At 34.7% G+C, this 17731-nt stretch carries 17 protein-coding genes; 8 read left to right on the forward strand and 9 right to left on the reverse strand.

What is annotated here, in order from left to right:
• The first annotated feature begins 208 nt into the window (after positions 1-208).
• From CJ739_RS00665 to lptB, 4 genes are all read left to right on the forward strand, one after another.
• Entirely contained in the window at positions 209-1126 is a 918-nt protein-coding gene (locus CJ739_RS00665) for a KpsF/GutQ family sugar-phosphate isomerase (RefSeq protein ID WP_117178639.1), read from the forward strand.
• The gene (gene tatC / locus CJ739_RS00670; protein WP_117172150.1) at positions 1126-1950 is read left to right on the forward strand and encodes a twin-arginine translocase subunit TatC; all 825 of its coding nucleotides are present in this window, start codon (positions 1126-1128) and stop codon (positions 1948-1950) included. The genes CJ739_RS00665 and tatC overlap by 1 nt, the downstream gene beginning before the upstream one ends.
• Positions 1943-2290 (forward strand): carboxymuconolactone decarboxylase family protein, encoded by a 348-nt coding sequence (locus CJ739_RS00675; RefSeq protein ID WP_117172151.1) that lies wholly within the window; start codon positions 1943-1945, stop codon positions 2288-2290. The genes tatC and CJ739_RS00675 overlap by 8 nt, the downstream gene beginning before the upstream one ends.
• 74 nt (positions 2291-2364) lie before the next feature.
• The gene (gene lptB / locus CJ739_RS00680; RefSeq protein ID WP_117172152.1) at positions 2365-3105 is read left to right on the forward strand and encodes an LPS export ABC transporter ATP-binding protein; all 741 of its coding nucleotides are present in this window, start codon (positions 2365-2367) and stop codon (positions 3103-3105) included.
• Between the two features lie 368 nt (positions 3106-3473).
• Here the strand turns inward: lptB and CJ739_RS00685 are convergent, their stop codons facing one another.
• From CJ739_RS00685 to CJ739_RS00695, 3 genes are all read right to left on the reverse strand, one after another.
• Positions 3474-5057, reverse strand: a complete 1584-nt coding sequence (locus CJ739_RS00685; protein WP_117172153.1) for a PQQ-dependent sugar dehydrogenase — start codon at positions 5055-5057, stop codon at positions 3474-3476.
• A gap of 185 nt (positions 5058-5242) precedes the next feature.
• The gene (locus CJ739_RS00690; RefSeq protein ID WP_117172154.1) at positions 5243-6127 is read right to left on the reverse strand and encodes a DUF808 domain-containing protein; all 885 of its coding nucleotides are present in this window, start codon (positions 6125-6127) and stop codon (positions 5243-5245) included.
• A 12-nt stretch (positions 6128-6139) separates the two neighbouring features.
• Entirely contained in the window at positions 6140-6889 is a 750-nt protein-coding gene (locus tag CJ739_RS00695) for a CDP-alcohol phosphatidyltransferase family protein (protein ID WP_117172155.1), read from the reverse strand.
• Between the two features lie 115 nt (positions 6890-7004).
• On the opposite strand from CJ739_RS00695, the gene CJ739_RS00700 reads away from it, so the two are divergent.
• The 4 genes from CJ739_RS00700 to CJ739_RS00715 all read left to right on the forward strand — a co-directional run bounded on the left by CJ739_RS00700 (position 7005) and on the right by CJ739_RS00715 (position 10638).
• A complete protein-coding gene (locus tag CJ739_RS00700) occupies positions 7005-8075 on the forward strand; it encodes a putative type IX sorting system protein PorV2 (RefSeq protein WP_457922273.1) in 1071 nt (356 codons plus the stop codon).
• Between the two features lie 10 nt (positions 8076-8085).
• Complete coding sequence (locus CJ739_RS00705; RefSeq protein ID WP_117172156.1) at positions 8086-9261, forward strand: lipoprotein N-acyltransferase Lnb domain-containing protein; 1176 nt, start codon at positions 8086-8088, stop codon at positions 9259-9261.
• A 133-nt stretch (positions 9262-9394) separates the two neighbouring features.
• On the forward strand, positions 9395-9793 hold the full coding sequence (locus CJ739_RS00710; protein WP_117172157.1) for a transposase: 399 nt from the start codon (positions 9395-9397) through the stop codon (positions 9791-9793).
• Positions 9794-9801: 8 nt separating this feature from the next.
• Positions 9802-10638 (forward strand): IS3 family transposase, encoded by an 837-nt coding sequence (locus CJ739_RS00715; protein WP_117172158.1) that lies wholly within the window; start codon positions 9802-9804, stop codon positions 10636-10638.
• Positions 10639-10707: 69 nt separating this feature from the next.
• On the opposite strand, the gene CJ739_RS00720 is transcribed toward CJ739_RS00715, so the two are convergent.
• The 6 genes from CJ739_RS00720 to CJ739_RS00745 form a co-directional block, all read right to left on the reverse strand.
• The gene (locus CJ739_RS00720; protein ID WP_117172159.1) at positions 10708-12099 is read right to left on the reverse strand and encodes a sugar transferase; all 1392 of its coding nucleotides are present in this window, start codon (positions 12097-12099) and stop codon (positions 10708-10710) included.
• Positions 12100-12377: 278 nt separating this feature from the next.
• Entirely contained in the window at positions 12378-13388 is a 1011-nt protein-coding gene (locus CJ739_RS00725; protein WP_117172160.1) for a glycosyltransferase family 4 protein, read from the reverse strand.
• Positions 13389-13651: 263 nt separating this feature from the next.
• The gene (locus tag CJ739_RS00730; protein WP_162880085.1) at positions 13652-14995 is read right to left on the reverse strand and encodes an O-antigen ligase family protein; all 1344 of its coding nucleotides are present in this window, start codon (positions 14993-14995) and stop codon (positions 13652-13654) included.
• Positions 14992-16068 (reverse strand): glycosyltransferase, encoded by a 1077-nt coding sequence (locus CJ739_RS00735; RefSeq protein WP_117172161.1) that lies wholly within the window; start codon positions 16066-16068, stop codon positions 14992-14994. The genes CJ739_RS00730 and CJ739_RS00735 overlap by 4 nt, the downstream gene beginning before the upstream one ends.
• Positions 16065-17180 (reverse strand): glycosyltransferase, encoded by a 1116-nt coding sequence (locus tag CJ739_RS00740; protein WP_117172162.1) that lies wholly within the window; start codon positions 17178-17180, stop codon positions 16065-16067. Before CJ739_RS00740 ends, CJ739_RS00735 begins: the two co-directional genes overlap by 4 nt.
• Positions 17180-17731: a serine O-acetyltransferase gene (locus CJ739_RS00745; RefSeq protein ID WP_117172163.1), complete on the reverse strand. Its 552-nt coding sequence runs from the start codon at positions 17729-17731 to the stop codon at positions 17180-17182. The genes CJ739_RS00740 and CJ739_RS00745 overlap by 1 nt, the downstream gene beginning before the upstream one ends.

Here is a 17731-nt window from a genome sequence, read left to right on the forward strand (position 1 = left end):
TTCAAAACCCACTGGATTATTTTTTAAAGTGTATAGAGAGAACCCTCGTGTTTTTTTCGTTAGTTTTGTAACGAAAATCGAAATTACAACAAAATTAATTTCGATTTACATTTAAAGATAATAATTTCTTTATAAGCATCAACTAAAAAAACAATAAATTTTGAATAGTAAAAGCTCAATTATCAATATTGCAAAACAAACTATTGAAATGGAAAGTAAAGCCATTTTTAACCTGTCAAATTTAGTAAATGATGATTTTGCCGATGCCGTAAACCTTATTTACAATTCTAAGGGGCGTGTTATCATTACAGGCATTGGTAAAAGTGCTATTATAGCAAGTAAAATTGTTGCTACTTTAAATTCAACCGGAACCCCTGCAGTTTTTATGCACGCCGCCGATGCTATTCATGGTGATTTAGGACTTATTCTTGAAGATGATGTGGTCATTTGTATCTCAAAAAGCGGTAACACCCCAGAAATAAAAGTGCTTATCCCACTTATTAAAAGAGCTAAAAACAAAATAATTGCTATTACAGGCAACTTAGAATCGTTTTTGGGACAACATGCCGATTATATATTAAATGCTTACGTCGAAAAAGAAGTTTGCCCCAATAATCTGGCGCCTACAACAAGTACCACAGCACAATTGGTTATTGGCGATGCGCTTGCCGTTTGCTTATTGGATTTACGGGGTTTTTCCAGTACCGACTTTGCCAAATACCACCCTGGAGGTGCTTTAGGGAAAAAATTGTACTTGCGTGTTCAAGATATATCCTCAGTTAACCAAAAACCAAAGGTCACTGCTTCAACAAGTATAAAAAACGTTATTATTGAAATCACGGAAAAAATGTTAGGAGTTACAGCTGTTGTTGAAAATGATAAAATTACAGGCATTATAACAGACGGCGATTTACGTAGAATGCTAACAAAGGTTGACGATTTCTCCAAACTAACCGCCAAAGATATCATGAGTCCCAATCCTAAGCGCATTAGTTCAGGTGCTATGGCGATTGATGCGTTGGAAATTATGGAAACGCATGGTATTTCCCAACTTTTGGTTGAAGAAAACGGTAATTATGCAGGCATTGTTCACTTACACGATTTAATTAAAGAAGGCATTATATAATGGCGAAAAAAAATATAAACGAGATGTCTTTTTTAGACCATCTTGAAGAGTTACGCTGGCGTCTTATTAAAATTACTTTAGCAATAGTAATTGTAGGTACTTTGGCGTTTATTTTTAGTAGATTCATTTTTGACGATATCATTTTCGCTCCACTGGACATGAATTTTCCAACCTACGATTTTTTATGTAGAATAGCAACCTATATGAATCTGGATACCAGTTTCTGTAACGATGAAGTGCCTCTTATTTTACAAAATAGAACGATGGCAGGGCAGTTTTCGGCAGATATTTGGACCGCTGTTTTAGCTGGATTTATTATTTCATTTCCTTATGTTATTTACCAGTTATGGCAATTTGTTAGCCCTGGCCTGCATGCAAACGAACGTAAACATTCCCGTGGGTTTATAGTAATCTCTTCGTTACTGTTCTTTTTAGGTGCTTTGTTTGGTTATTACATTATCACGCCGTTATCTATTAACTTTTTGGCAAATTACAGTATATCATCACGAGTTGACAATCAAATAGATATTAGCTCGTTTATAGGGTTGGTACGTTCATCGGTGTTAGCATCAGGCATTATTTTCGAATTACCTATCATCATTTATTTTTTAACAAAAATCGGTTTAGTAACCCCCGAATTTTTAAGAAAATATAGAAAATACGCCTTAATACTTGTATTGGTTTTATCTGCTATCATTACACCCCCAGATATAGCAAGTCAGGTTATTGTAGCCATTCCTATTTTAATTCTATATGAAGTAAGCATTATTATTGCTAAAATTGTAGTACGCAACCAAAATCGTAAACTAAAAAAACATGTCTGATACCGTTACCGAATTTAATGAGTATCGTTCTAAAATGAACGACAAAATTTTAGCCGACAATAACAAAATCATCAAACGTATTTTTAATTTGGATACGAACGCTTACGCAGCAGGTGCTTTAGACGTAAAAACCAAAGAACTTTTAGGTTTGGTAGCTTCAGCAGTTTTACGTTGTGATGATTGTGTTAAATACCATTTAGAAACAAGCTACAAATTAGGTTTAACAAAAGACGAAGTGGTTGAAGCTTTAAGTATTGCGACTTTGGTGGGTGGTACTATAGTCATTCCGCATTTACGTCGCGCTTACGAATTTTGGGACGCCTTGGAACAACAGCGTTAAACAAAATATAAATTAGAACATCTGCTGTAATAGTGTACATGATTTCACTATTTTTGGCATTCATTACATAGAATATGATTTTAAGAGCTCAAAATTTAATGAAGTCCTACAGCGGACGAAAAGTGGTGAAAGATGTGTCTTTACAAGTTGAACAAGGTGAAATTGTTGGACTTTTGGGACCTAATGGTGCAGGTAAAACAACCTCGTTCTATATGACGGTTGGCTTAATTAAACCTAACAGTGGCCATATTTTTTTAGATAATACTGAAATCACACAATATCCCATGTACAAACGTGCACAAAACGGCATTGGCTATTTGGCACAAGAAGCATCGGTTTTTAGAAAACTAAGTATTGAAGATAACATTCTAAGTGTACTGCAACTTACCAAGCTTAGTAAAAAAGAGCAAGAATATAAAATGGAATCGCTTATTGAAGAGTTTGGTTTAGGGCACATTCGTAAGAGTCGAGGTGATTTATTATCCGGTGGCGAGCGCAGACGTACCGAAATTGCACGTGCCTTAGCAACCGACCCTAGTTTTATTTTATTGGATGAGCCTTTTGCTGGGGTTGACCCCGTAGCGGTTGAAGATATTCAACGTATTGTTGCACAACTTACCAAAAAGAATATTGGTATTTTAATTACCGACCACAACGTACAGGAAACGCTTGCTATTACTGATAGAACCTATTTAATGTTTGAAGGCAGTATTCTTAAAGCAGGTGAACCTGAAGAATTGGCGAATGACGAAATGGTACGTAAAGTGTACTTAGGCCAAAACTTCGAGTTACGTAAAAAGAAAATTCGCGAATAAACAAATTTCTTGAAACAGCCTATCCTCGAGGCAGGGCCGTCGAGAATTATTTAGATTAAAGCCTTAGTTCTGGTTGGTAAACATATCCTGTAACTTTTAACTGTTTAACTGTGTAATCGTTGAATCGTGTATCACAAACTTCATCGGTACTTTGAACTTTTTAACTTTGTACTTTTAACATCTCACTTCGTTAAAATTCATATCGAACTCACGTATTTAATTATTTGTATTAACACCGTCTGGTCGAGCGCAGTCGAGACCTCATTTAAAGGTATCAAAGTCTAAAACCTCTCGACTACGCTCGAGGTAACAGAATTTGCATATCGTTTATAACTCATGTTGATTAACAAACGTTACCCAAAATGCTCTTAACGCTGAATAATGATTTTTTTGGTCATCATTTTTTTATCACCGTCTAACAGAGAAACAAAATATATACCATTCGAAAATTTAGAAGTATCTACCGAATAGTTGTTGGTTATTTTTTGAATCTCTTTAATTTTTCTTCCGTAAGCATCAACGATCACTACATCAAGAGTATCTTTAAAATTAGCATTGAAACTTAATCTAATTTCATTTGATGCTGGATTAGGTATGATTGAAATAGTGTTTGTTTCAAATTTAGAATGACTCAATGGTGTTCCAACAAATTGAAGCTTAACCAATGCACCAGCGTCAGTTATGGTGTAAATGGTGATGCCATCAGGATCTATTGCTACATCTCTAAAACGGTCACTAGACGAATGAAATTCTTCATAAGTACCATCTTCTAAGGCAGTACCATCGGCATTTAATTTTGTCCTGAAAATCTTTCCTGCTTTAAGCGTAGGCACTAAAAGGGATACGCCCCAATCTGGAATTTTTCCACCTTCATAAATATCAATACTAGCAGGAGCCACTGTAGGCCATGTAGAAGATGTGCCACCTGTTGGTTCTGTAGCTAGCGTACTATCAAGAGTACCTATTGGAGGCATAAAATTGGGCATGGACGCTGCCGATGTCGATTCTTCTATTGCAGGCCCAGGACAATTATCTATAAGATTACTGTAAGAACCACAACTTGCAGGGTAACTGGACCAATTGCAATAGGCATAACCACTATCGTCATTATAACCTGCTATTAATGGCCAACCATAGTTTTTACCCGATTCAATAATATTTATTTCGTCATCGGTTTTATCGCCATGTTCTGATGAATATAACTTTCCGTTTGAACCAAATACTAAACCTTGTGCATTTCTATGCCCATAACTAAATACATGACTTATTACACCATTAAGTATTGGATTGTCTGAAGGAATACTACCATCTAGGTTCAATCGTAACATTTTACCTTTATAATCGGAGTAATCGGAAGGGCTTGTGGGCAAATATTGAGCTCTAATTTCGAAACAAGCCTTACTGCCTCTATTATTTGCAAACTCACCAATAGTCCAATACAATTTTAAATCCGGACCCATTACAATTTTACCGGAATTATGGTCGTTACTGGCTTCTATACCATCTATGATGGTCGTAGCACTCCCACTATCTAGTTTACCTGTGGCCGCATTATATGTATAACGTGCAATTCTAAATTTAGCACCTGAACTATTATATGTATAAAGCAGATATAAATAGTTGTTTGTTGTTGTGTTGACATCTGCATATAAATCTGGATGCACAGTCATACCCAACAATCCATCTTGACCAGAAGATTGATAGACCAAACCAGATAAATCCAACATTTCTATTTTGGCCCCTCCAGAAGGGCTAATTTTAACAAGCTTTTTCCCAACACGTTCTGTTATCCATAAATAACCATCGGGACCATAGAGAATCGTATTTGGTTTTAGCAGCGCATCATTATTTGCTAGGTTGGTTACAGTCCAGTCCGTACCCGAAGTAATGGGCGTTTGGGACATGCCTATATTAACTAAAAATAAAACAATTGGTAATATTATATTTTTCATAAGTTTATATTTTGTTTAGATGGAACACCCTTAATAATCATCCTAGTATGTGTAAATCCCATTCTGTATGAGCGTTTCATAATTAAAAATCCCAGTCAAGTTAATCGATTACATTAATGCTATTCATCTTAGCTATTTAATAAACCTAAATATATTGCTTTAAATGACTTTTTGAGGTATTTAATTTAATTATTGTTGAAAAACAACATCTTTTTAAGAATTTTAAATGACTTAATTATTAAAAGTGCAATAAAACCTACTAATAAACCAACTATAAAATCTTTTATAAAACTGGGGATGGCTTCCATAAAATGGTGAAGAAAGTCAATATTATGTGTAAAAATACCTCCGGCAACCAACAAAAGTGCCACAGTACCAATAACCGATAAACTCTTAATGACCCAAGGCAGTGATTTAACCAAAAGGTTTCCAATGCTTGCCATACCCCCTTTTTGATTGGCACTCCTTTTAATTAGCTTAAAACCTAAATCGTCCATTCTTACAATAAGTGCTACAATCCCATAGACACCTACGGTAGCAATAATAGCTACGATGGAAACGACTAATATCTGAAATAAAATAGGTTTGCCTAAAACGGTTCCTAAGGCAATAATGACAATTTCAATAGACAGAATAAAATCGGTAACAACAGCCGACTTTATTTTCTTTTTTTCAAGCAATATAATAGCTTCTTCTGATAGGTTTACTTCTTCAATTGAAGCGACATCATGTTTATGAGGAAAAAAATATTCTACTATTTTCTCAACACCTTCATAAGCTAAATAAACGCCACCTAATATTAAAACTAAAGTGACTGCCCAAGGCAACAGGGAACTTAGTAAAAAAGCAATGGGTAAAATAATAAGCTTGTTCAAAAACGAGCCTTTAGTAATTGCCCATATAACGGGCAACTCCCTTGATGATACAAAACCAGTCGCTTTTTCAGCATTAACCGCTAAATCGTCTCCTAAAATACCTGCTGTTTTTTTAGTAGATATTTTACTCATTACCACAACATCGTCCATAAGTGCTGCAATATCATCTAATAGGGCAAAAAAACCTGAAGCCATTGTATGTAAAAATTATTTTAATTTGGAAGCGACATTCTCAAAAACAGACATGCCTATATAAAGTAGTATAATCAGTGGTATCGCAGCAAACTGCAACACAATTAAAAAGATCATACAAAGTATGATAAAAATGTAACGGGTTGCGTTGGCTTTAAAACTCCAATCCTTAAACTTTAAGGCAAATAGTTTAATACTTGAATTAAGCAGGTAACAACTCAATGCGGTAAGTGTCATTAAAAACCATTTATTAACGATGATTGCATTTATTAAATCGTTATTTTGAAATTCTATAATTAAAGGCAAAGAAACAATTAGCAAGGTATTGGCAGGTGTTGGCAAGCCTTTAAAATAGGTTTGCTGGTCTTCGTCTATATTAAATTTGGCCAATCTGTATGCTGAAGCTAAGGTAATACATAAACCAATTAATGGCACCAACGAAATTGTAAAACTAACAGGTTTCATATTGGAATCCCAATCAGTTACCATCGATGGAGCGTCAACAGACAAGCTCAACAACTTATACATAATAATTCCAGGAACCACTCCACTGGTTACCATATCGGCAAGTGAATCCAATTGAATGCCCAAGGCACTTTGCACATGCAATTTTCTGGCTGCAAAACCATCAAAAAAATCGAAAAATATACCAAGAAACACAAATAATGCCGCGGCAACAAAGTGGTTATTAACTGCAAAAATAACAGCAATACTTCCACAAAAAAGGTTTAATAAGGTTAACGCATTAGGTATATATTGCTTCATAATTGCTCTTTTAATGCTGTAAAAATAGTAAACAATTCTCGTCTAAAGCAATATCTATTATAATTTCAAGTTAATAGGTTTGTAAATTATGTGCATCTTTGTAAAAAAATTGCGATTGAGACCTTACATTACTGCATTATTTTGTGTAATCACGGCAACTGTATTTAGCCAAACCGTTCGGAAATATTCCAACGAGTTTATGAATATTGGTGTAGATGCTGCAGCTTTAGGCATGAGCAGCGCCGTTACAGCAAATACTTCCGATGTGAATTCTGGGTATTGGAATCCTGCTGGTTTATTAAAATTGGAAGACAACCAACTTGCCCTGATGCATTCCAGCTATTTTGCCAATATTGCCAATTATGATTATGTTGCTTTTGCAAAACCTTTAGATGATAGAAGCACGATAGGTATTTCATTAATTAGGTTTGCTGTTGACGATATTTTAAATACCACCCAACTTATTGACGAACAAGGCAATATAAACTATGATAGAATTAGCCTCTTCTCTACTGCCGATTATGGCCTCACATTTTCATATGCACGCGCCCTGCCTATTGAAGGGCTTAATTACGGCGTAAATGCCAAAATAATTCGTCGTGTTATAGGCGATTTTGCTTCGTCCTGGGGTTTTGGGTTTGATGCCGGTATTCAATTTGAAACCAATAACGATTGGAAATTTGGTGTGATGGCACGCGATATTACAACCACGTTTAACGCTTGGGCTATTAATGAAGAGGAATTTAAAAAAGTTCAGGATGCTGTTGAAGGACAGAACCAGGAACTACCCGAAACCACCGAAATTACCATTCCTAAATTACAAATTGGCGTTTCTAAACTATTTGATTTTCATTACGACTATACACTTTTAGCTGCTGCCAATTTAAATGTACGGTTTGAAGAAAACAACGATGTCATCTCATCATCATTTGCAAGTATCAACCCTGCTTTAGGCTTTGAATTTGGGTATATCGATATGGTTTATTTACGCGCTGGTGTTGGTAATTTTCAAAATGAAACACAAATAGATAATTCACAACAACTAAGTTTTCAACCTAGTTTTGGCGTTGGCTTTAAGTATAACGGTATTCAAATTGATTATGCATTCACCGATATTGGCGACCAAAGTGTGGCCTTATATTCTAATGTGTTTTCGTTAAAACTCGATTTTAGCATTTTTAGGTAACCTTATTTTTATGCAAAAAAAACTACTTTTTTTATGTCTTTTTTTATTTGTTGAAGTCATAACCGCTCAACAAGATATCTTATCTGAACAAGCCGAAATTAGCGTATTAACTATCGGTCCTGGTGCCTTGCTAAACGATTCGTTTGGACACAATGCCTTTAGAGTAAAAGACCCCGTAAAAGGCATCGATTTGGCGTTTAACTATGGCGTTTACGATTTTGAAACTCCTAATTTTTACTTAAAATTTGCTCAAGGGAAACTTAATTATTTAATTGGTTTGAATTATTACGAAGACTTTTTTGAAGCCTATATTTCTCAAAACAGAAGTATTAAAGAACAGGTTTTGAATCTTTCACAAATTGAAAAACAGAAGTTATTTGATTATTTGTTGAACAATATCAAACCAGAAAATAGAAGGTATCTATACGATTTCTTTTATGATAATTGCGCTACAAAAATAAAAGACGTTACTAATATTGCTTTAAACAATTCAATTCAATTTAATGACCCTAGAGATTTCAAACCACAAACATTCAGGGAATTAATACACAGTAATTTAAATAGAAACTCGTGGGGCTGTTTTGGTATCGATTTGGCATTGGGTTCTGTTATTGATAAAAAAGCGACTCCAGAAGAACATATGTTTTTACCAAAATACATATACAGATTCTTTGAAGTAGCTACCATAAAAAACAGTAATAAGCCACTGATAAAAAAAAGCAACGTACTTTATGAAAAAATTGATGCCCCCGTTCCTTCTCAATTTTTGACAAGTCCCCTATTTATTTTTGGCATTTTAGGTGGCTTCATACTTTTTATAACCTACACCGATTTTAAAAAACAAAAGCAATCGGTATGGTTAGATATCACCTTGTTTAGTCTTACTGGTATTATTGGTATACTTATTTTATTACTTTGGTTTGCCACAGACCACAAAGGGACACACCAAAACTACAATTTGCTTTGGGCATGCGCACTAAACATTTTAGTCATTGGGCAGCTATTAAAGCAAAAAACAAGCACTTGGTTTATTAAATACCTGAAGTTTTTGGTCATTCTTTTATGTCTGTTAACACTTCATTGGATCATTGGCGTACAAGTATTTGCCATTGGACTGATTCCTTTTTTAATCGCTCTATTTATTAGATATTTGTTTTTAATAAAATACTATTCTAATAGACATTAGAGAATAGACGATAGAAGGTAGACAATTTATTTCACGCTAAACCACCAAACCAAGAACCAAGAACCTAGAACCCTAAACCTTGAACCTTGTACGAACGTCCCTGATATAGGTTGACCACTTAAAGTCAATTTATATGAAAGCAAATGTAAAATTAATTAGTAAACAACGGAAGTATTCAGAAGAGTTCAAAAAGTCCATTGTCAATGATTTTGAAAGTGGTAAATTTAGTGTTCCACAATTAGAGCGATTACATAAACTTAGTAAAGGATCAATTTACAACTGGATATATAAATATTCCCGGTCAAACGAGCGAGGTCAACGCATAATAGAGATGAAGGACAGCAGCACACAAAAGTTAAAAGCCCTTGAGCAACGGATCAAGGAGCTGGAGCAAACAGTTGGTAAAAAGCAGATACAGATTGATTATCTTGAAAAGATGATCGACATCGCCAAGACCGAACTTGATATCGACATCAAAAAAAACTCCAACACCCCACAATCGAGTGGTTCCTCAGGAACCAGAAGAAAATAAACTTCTCTATGAACCAGTTGTACAGAACCATAGGTATCAGCAAGCAGGCCGTCCATCAGTACGCCAAGCGCCAAGCGGTCTTTGATAAAAAAGTGATGGGCTTGGTTATGGAAGCTGATCGGTTAAGGGAAGACCATCCCGGTTGTGGGGTTGAGAAGATGTACGATACATTGCGTCCCGATTTTATGGGCAGGGACCGATTTGTAGAGACGTTTATGGAGTTGGGCTATCGTTTAAAGCGCAAAAAAAACTTTAGGAGGACCACCTTTTCATCGCATGTGTCTTATCCCAACCTAATAAAGGGAATGGAGGTAAATGCACCCTCTATAGTCTGGCAGTCCGACATCACTTATGTCCGTGTCGGTGAAAAGTTTTACTATGCGGTGTTTATAATAGATGTCTATACCAAGAAAATAGTGGGCCATCAAGTTTCGGACCATATGAGGGCTTCGGCAAATATTAAAGCCCTTCAAATGGCCCTGAAAAGCAATAAAGCGCCCCAGGTACACCACTCAGACAGAGGAAGCCAGTATATATACAGTAAGTATATTGACCTTCTAAAGAGTAAAGGCTGCGAAATAAGCATGGCAAAAACAGCCCAGGACAACGCCTATGCAGAGCGCATAAACAGAACCATAAAGAACGATTATATTGAACTCTGGAAACCCAAAAGTTTTGAGCAGTTAAAGCGAATGGTGAAAAAAGCAGTCAGCCAATATAATACCGTAAGACCACATAATAATATTGGAAGGATAAGCCCAATGGAATTTGAAAATAGATTGTTGATGAAAAGTACTTTTCATCAACAATCTATTACTATTTTTAACAATGAAATTAATGTTTAAAATCGGTCAACTCTAATCAGGGAAGTTCAAACCCTTGAAACTAAAAACCTTGAACCCAAAACCTACCAACTACTGCCCTCTATAGAAAATAATGGTACTTAGTGTTTTTATAAGGATGTTGACATCCAGCAAAAAACTTCGATGCTTAATATAATACAAATCATATTGCAGTTTTAGTAAACTATCATCTACAGATGAGCCATATCTTGTTTTTACTTGTGCCCAACCCGTTAATCCTGGTTTTACAATATGCCTCGTTTCGTAAAAAGGTAATATTTGTGATAGTTGCCTAACAAAATGAGGCCTTTCTGGTCTGGGGCCGATTAAGCTCATGTCGCCTTTTAAAATATTAAAAAACTGAGGAAATTCATCCAAGCGGGTATTTCTTAAAAACTTACCAAAAGCTGTTATTCTGGTATCATTTTTTTTTGCCCAAACGGCACCAGCAGTTTCAGCATTAATAATCATGGTTCTAAATTTTACGATTTTGAAAAGATTACCATTTTTACCAATGCGCTCTTGTATATAAAAAAGGGGACCGCGGTTTCCAATGAGGTTTCCCAACAAAATTACAGGCAGTATTATAAGCCCAAATAGAAGTCCTAAAACAGAAATAAGAATATCGAATAAGCGATGAAAAAACAAATATAGCTTGTTATGGTTGGTTCGACTAAATGGAAAATATCTGTAAAAATCTTTTCCAACAAATTGAACAGGCACGCGTTGCATCATATCTTCATACACCTGCGTATATTCTTTTATAGGAAAACCACCTTCTAAAAGCGTAATAAGATCTCTGTAAATTTCTGCAGTTATAGATTGGGAATTATAGCTTGCAATAACGATTTCCGATATATTTTCGTCTTTTATAACCTGATAGATTTGTTTTGGGCTGTATTCAACGATACCTTTAAATTTAATCTTATCCGATTTCCTTGGTTCGCAATTAATAAATCCCACAATTTTATAATTAGGATCGGCATGTTTAAAGTCTTCAATAATATTTTGAATATTGGATGTTTCGCCCACGACAAGCACTTTTTTGTAAAACCGGGGAGATACAATAAATGTTAAATAAGCAATACGCCATAAAAACAATGCAAGTAAAATGGCAAAGTAAAAATATATAATCTGCAAGCGATTGTATGGTAAAATAGGCGTGAAAAAAGGTGTTAAAAAATAAAACAGAACTGTAACAGACACCGTAAAAACAATGCTGGTAGAAATTTTTTCAAGCTTGCTGGATTTTTGTAAGTCGTAAAGCTCAAAAATAGTTCCGAATATGGATATGTATAAAACAAGTACAAACGCCCAAAGCCAATTTTCTTTTGTTATGGTAAAATAATCAAACTCGAAGGTGTTGCTAACAAAGTACAAAACAATAAGTATGAAAACAATATCAAAAATTCGAAGCAACACTTTACGTTCTGATATTTCGAAATGAATCCCTTTTCTAGACATCCTTACAGCTTGTATTTATTTGTCGTGCTAAAGATAGTGAACTCGTTTAAACTTTTTTGATTGAAGCGAAAATTTAGCCCTACTCCAGCTGGCTCGTTCACTAAAATAACCCACAGGGTTATTTTTACGCTCCGCCCTGTGTTCGGTTGAAGGCTTTTTTGAGTTGCATAGCAGGGCTACGGAAGGAAGAAAAGACAAAAAGCGAGTACAAAAGGACAATTTTTTAGCCAATTGTGAAAAGTTTAAACGAGTTCAGTATAAATGACACAAACTACTATTTATTGAAACACACTAATCCACAACTTTTTAACAACACCCCAATCATAACTTTCTACTTTTTTTCTGGCGTTTAAAGTCATTTTATGTGTGTTTTCGTGGTTTGAAAGGATCCTTTTTACAGCTTCAACAAATTCGTTTGCACTGTTTGGGTCCACCAAAATGCCATCGTGGTTGTTATTAATTAAAAACGGCATACCGCCTACGTTTGTAGAAATAATAGGCAAACCTAAGGCCATGGCTTCCATCACACTAACCGGCATGTTATCAAAATTCGTGGTGTTTATAAAAATAGTGTGGCTTTTAGATAATGAAATCCATGCTTCTTTTGAAAGTTTTCCTGTAAAATTCACTTCAACATTTAGTGCTTTTGCATAATCCTTTGCTTTTTGTAAAGAACCATCATTATCGGGTCCTACCATGCTAAGCGTCGCGTTTATATGCTCATCTTGCAAAGCCTTTAAAATTTTAATAGCTAAAAGCGGATTGTACATGTCTGAAAACGAACGTACCCATAGCAAATGAACAGTTTCGAAGTTTCTTTGTTTAAAAACATAGTCTTTAAGGGTTATGGCATTGGGTATATGAAACAAATTAAAATACCCTGCTTTTTCAAATTCAGACTGTATATAAACCGAAGGTGCTATATTTTTATAGGCATGATTAAAAATGGCTTGACTTAGCTTTGGATTCGTTTTTAGTCTTTTTGGTAAATTGCCACCATGTAAAATAGGCAGGTATTTTAAGTTTAAAAAGCGGCATAAATAACTACAAAAAAGCGCATAATAAAAATTTGAGGTACTATACGTATCAATTAAAACATAATCTACCTTCTTGGCATATTTTAAAATAGCAGAAAGCATATCAAGAAGACGTAATAGTTTGTTCTTTTTATTTGAACTGGTATATACTGTATAACCTTCCAAGCTTAAATTTTTGCTCAAGGTTTCAATGGTCGTTTCAGTTTTACCGGTTTTAGATAAGTTGTTTCCTATGTATAGGAGGTTTTTCATTGTTTATGTGTTTGTCTCGCTAATTTGTTTCGCTAAATTTATTTGTCTCGCGAAGGCACGAAGGCGCAAAGTTTTTAAGTTACAAAGCTTCAAAGTTGCAAAGTTTCTGAGCTACAGAGTTTCAAAGATTCGAGTGTCAATCCTATTTTCTCAATTCTTCATTCTTAATTCTTAATTCTTAATTCTTCATTCTTAATTCTTAATTCTTCATTCTTAATTCTTCATTCTTCATTCTTAATTCTTCATTCTTAATTCTTCATTCTTCATTCTTCATTCTTAACCCTCCCGTTTCCATAAGTAATATTCAATAAACAAAGTCCATAAATCAATGCTGGTGCCGCTATACGCATTGCTGAGTGATTAATGGTCAATAACCAAAATAAATAAAACGAATAGAAAAATAAGTTTGTTTTATTTTTTATCCTAAAAACCAAAGGAGTCATTAACAAGATAAGGAAGGCAAACACGCCTAATAACCCGTGTTCGGCTACTATTCTACTCATTTCGTTGTGAGACGCTGCTGCAACGCCTGTCTCGTTTAAACGTTCTTCTTTTACTTTACCTACCCCAATACCTAAAAAAGGATTATCGATAAACTCTTTAAGCTCAAAAGCCATTAAATCGGTTCGACCTGTTGTTACATCTTGCTTTTCCCGTCCTGCTGCATCTTGATTAGCATAACGTTTTTCAATAAATCCGCTCGTCTGAATAGAACTGTATAACCAAATAGAAAATATACATATTAAAAATAAAAACAATGAAAATTTTATACGGAATTTGGTTTTCAGATTAACTTTTAAATAGTATAATCCCACAAAAAATAAAATCATAATAACCGCTGTAATAACACCACCCCTACTAAAGGTAATAAGTGCTCTGTATGTCAATATACCTAATAAACACAAATCTATAAATCGGTATAAAAAAGGGTCTTTAGACATAAAAAACCGCGTAGCCAAAACAAATATACCAATGCCCAAAACAGTTGCTACTTGATTAGGACCAAAACCACCAGAGGTCATAAAATTTGATTCCGTTCCTGTAATTACCTCTTGTAAATCAGGCGTAAATAAAAATAAATAAACAGCCATACTTATTAAAGGAAGTAATAAGGCCAATAGCACTATCTTTATCTGATTGTAAGTAAGGGTACGTTTATAACAAAAAACGGCTGTAATCCCTAGACAAATAGGACCACTTAAGTTAAAAGCGATGGCTCTTCTAATGCTCGTTTCAAAACCCAAATCGGCGACCGCTACAAAAATCCCTGGTATTAATAGTACAATATACAGCACATAAATCAATGCCTTATTGGAAAAACTATTGCTAATTAAGCCCATAAGAACAAATATTATTACCAAATATTTAATAGCTTCATAAAATACCGTACCTCCATTCATTCTTAAAAACACCTCTATTCCGACTACATAGGCACAAGCTACCAACACATAGAACGTTTTGTACTTTTTAGAAGCCATTAAGATTTTATAGCTAAAAAATACAGTAATAAATAAAAAATACACCAACGCCAACGGCCTTATAAGGTAAATACCAATAGCTAAAATGACATGAAAAACGAGAAGTTTATAATATAGCGACAACTTCATTTTTGATGGGCTTTGTAGATTTCAATTAGTGATTCCATAGCTTTTGCTTCTGAAAAAGTGGACGTCACTTTCAAATATAAATTTTTAGCAACTTTATTCCTCAAATCTAAATCATTAATATAAGTTAATAAAGCTTCAGCTAAAACTTTATGGTTTATAGGTTCAACTAAAAGACCTTCCTCATTATTGGAGATCACTTTACTACAATCGCCTACATTTGTTGCTACTACGGGTAATTTTGCTAAACCATACTCCAAAAGTGCTACTGGCAATCCTTCAGATTTTGACGACAATACCCCCATAGTACTTTGGCTTAAAATATTAGAAGCATCGGCACAGCTTCCGTAAATAAACACATGTTTTTCTAAATGACGTTCAATAATAAAGCTTTTAATTGAACGATAATAGTCATCTTCATAAAAATACCCAACTAAATGCAAGCTCCAATCTGGTTGAAGCTTAAAAACCTCATTAAAGGCATTTAATAAATTAATATGGTCCTTATCGGGTCTTAAATTCGCTAAACACACAAGGCGTTTACCAGTTTCACCATGAAGCGTTGTTAATTTTAAAGTCGGATTAATTTGTGGATAATTAGCTAAAACATATACATTTTTAGTCAAAAGCTTATCTTCACTCCTTACTTTCAATGCCTTATTAACTGCAATGATACATGAGAAAAAAAAAGAACACAGTTTTAAAATAAATTTATTTACACTTGACGTCTGGGCTCTATTTCCGTAATGCTCATGCCAAATTAAGACCAGTTTCGGATTTAAAATTTTAATGATGGTTGCTATAAAAAATGAGGAGGCATGTGCATGAATGATAGCTATATTATTGGTTTTAACAAATCTATTAAGCTTTCTTATAGCCTTAAAGTCTAAACTAGATTTTTTATTTAAAAACAAATAATGGACCTCTTTCAATACACTTTGTTTTAACAACCCTTCAGCCCTAGTAGCACATAAAAACGACTTTTCAACACGACTTGCTAACGCGTTTGCGTAATTTACTGCCACACGTTCTGCGCCACCAGCATGTAACGAATCTATAAGCTGTAAAACTTTCATTTATAATTTAATAATTTAACTATGGCTTTCTCAAAAGCTTCTAAAGTGTACTGCTGTGACCATTTTGAAGCTTTTTTAGACATGGATTCCAGTTTTTCCGTATCTTTTAAAGCATTATTAATGTGACTAACATCTTCATTCAAATGAGCTTCAATTAAAATCCCTCGGTTGCCAAAGTCTAACATATAAGGCACACAAGAAACGGCTGTCGCCATAGGAATCACGCCAAAAAACATGCCTTCCGCAATGACTTTAGGCCACCCCTCAGATTTTGATGGTAGTATTAAAAAATGGGCCGTTTTTAGTGTTTCTTTTATCATGTCTTTAGATTGGTTGCCATGTAATGTAACCATTTTTTCAAGACCACGGGCATGGATATAATCCTGTAACTCTTGTTTTAAAACACCTTCACCATAAACCTCCAAAAACACGTTTTTACCTTGTTTGTACAATGCCTCAATAATTTGTAGGGCTAATAACGGACGCTTGCCTGGAACTAAAGTACCCACAAAAACAAATTTCAAATCTCCAGAATAATCTCGTTTGATAGGTGTTTCAATCTCAGAATCCTTATAGGTAGCCGTAAAAAAGGGTTTGATATTTTTAGTTTGGTTTGGCCAATCACCATACACCAAAACCTGCATGTTTTTAGTTAAAAAGGGGTTACTTAAAATCCACTTTTGAAACCTGTAACTTAAAGGCTGTTTGGCTTTTGGATCCCAGTTACCAGCATATTTGGTTGTTTTTGTTTTCTTCGGAAAAAACATTTGAACAAAACACCCTAACAAGCCCATATTACCTGGACATCTTAAATGAATGTGATCGGCTTTTTTGCAGGCCTGAAATAGTTTAACAACGATCACAGGCATACTTAATAAACTGGATATCATGGCTCCTAATGAATCAAATTGTAATGACCTTACAGATATCACTTCTGGTTGCACATCAAAACGGGACGTCAATAGTGCTTTGTCGTAAGTTGTTGGAGATAATATGGTAAACGCATCAACGTACTTAGCCCAAATATTCATTTCCCGAACATAAGGTTCATAAGCCACATAAGAATCATTTTCTTTTAAAGTAGGGGCGTTTGTAATGACTAAAAACTTCATTAAATATAATCTTTTGAAGTATTGTTATTTACAACTACGGCAGGCACACCCATAACCGTTGTATTGGCATCAACCGATTTAACAACTAGTGAGTTTGCGGCTATAACACAGTTATCACCAACCGTTATTTTCCCAACGATAACAGCATGGGCTCCCATATATACATGATTCCCAATTACAGGAACCCCCCGTTTTTTATCGCGTCCGCTAACCCCAATGGTTACGCCTTGTGAGATATTACAATTATCACCAATTACGGCGTTGGAATTGACAATGATACCACCAAAATGACCGATATAACAAGACACTCCAATACTTGCTGAATAAGGCAAATGAATGCCCGCAACAAGTTCTATCCATTTTTGACACATGACACCTAAAATCAAAAGTGGTTTTTTAATTATGTCTGGTATCTGCCTCCTATAAATGGCGTTAAAAAACCTATAAACACATAATGCCCAAAGTCCTTGGGTTGTTAATAACAAGATGACTCCTGATTTATTACCACTATATTTTTTATATTTCTCTATGTCTTGTCTAAATCTTGCCAT

Source organism: Mariniflexile sp. TRM1-10, assembly GCF_003425985.1.
In the GTDB taxonomy this organism is placed as follows: Bacteria; Bacteroidota; Bacteroidia; order Flavobacteriales; family Flavobacteriaceae; genus Mariniflexile.

Coding starts and splice junctions, on each gene's coding strand:
- CJ739_RS00665 (WP_117178639.1), top strand. CDS start 209: ATGGAAAGTAAAGCCATTTTTAACCTGTCAAATTTAGTAAATGATGAT.
- tatC (WP_117172150.1), top strand. CDS start 1,126: ATGGCGAAAAAAAATATAAACGAGATGTCTTTTTTAGACCATCTTGAA.
- CJ739_RS00675 (WP_117172151.1), top strand. CDS start 1,943: ATGTCTGATACCGTTACCGAATTTAATGAGTATCGTTCTAAAATGAAC.
- lptB (WP_117172152.1), top strand. CDS start 2,365: ATGATTTTAAGAGCTCAAAATTTAATGAAGTCCTACAGCGGACGAAAA.
- CJ739_RS00685 (WP_117172153.1), bottom strand. CDS start 5,057: ATGAAAAATATAATATTACCAATTGTTTTATTTTTAGTTAATATAGGC.
- CJ739_RS00690 (WP_117172154.1), bottom strand. CDS start 6,127: ATGGCTTCAGGTTTTTTTGCCCTATTAGATGATATTGCAGCACTTATG.
- CJ739_RS00695 (WP_117172155.1), bottom strand. CDS start 6,889: ATGAAGCAATATATACCTAATGCGTTAACCTTATTAAACCTTTTTTGT.
- CJ739_RS00705 (WP_117172156.1), top strand. CDS start 8,086: ATGCAAAAAAAACTACTTTTTTTATGTCTTTTTTTATTTGTTGAAGTC.
- CJ739_RS00710 (WP_117172157.1), top strand. CDS start 9,395: ATGAAAGCAAATGTAAAATTAATTAGTAAACAACGGAAGTATTCAGAA.
- CJ739_RS00715 (WP_117172158.1), top strand. CDS start 9,802: ATGAACCAGTTGTACAGAACCATAGGTATCAGCAAGCAGGCCGTCCAT.
- CJ739_RS00720 (WP_117172159.1), bottom strand. CDS start 12,099: ATGTCTAGAAAAGGGATTCATTTCGAAATATCAGAACGTAAAGTGTTG.
- CJ739_RS00725 (WP_117172160.1), bottom strand. CDS start 13,388: ATGAAAAACCTCCTATACATAGGAAACAACTTATCTAAAACCGGTAAA.
- CJ739_RS00730 (WP_162880085.1), bottom strand. CDS start 14,995: ATGAAGTTGTCGCTATATTATAAACTTCTCGTTTTTCATGTCATTTTA.
- CJ739_RS00735 (WP_117172161.1), bottom strand. CDS start 16,068: ATGAAAGTTTTACAGCTTATAGATTCGTTACATGCTGGTGGCGCAGAA.
- CJ739_RS00740 (WP_117172162.1), bottom strand. CDS start 17,180: ATGAAGTTTTTAGTCATTACAAACGCCCCTACTTTAAAAGAAAATGAT.
- CJ739_RS00745 (WP_117172163.1), bottom strand. CDS start 17,731: ATGGCAAGATTTAGACAAGACATAGAGAAATATAAAAAATATAGTGGT.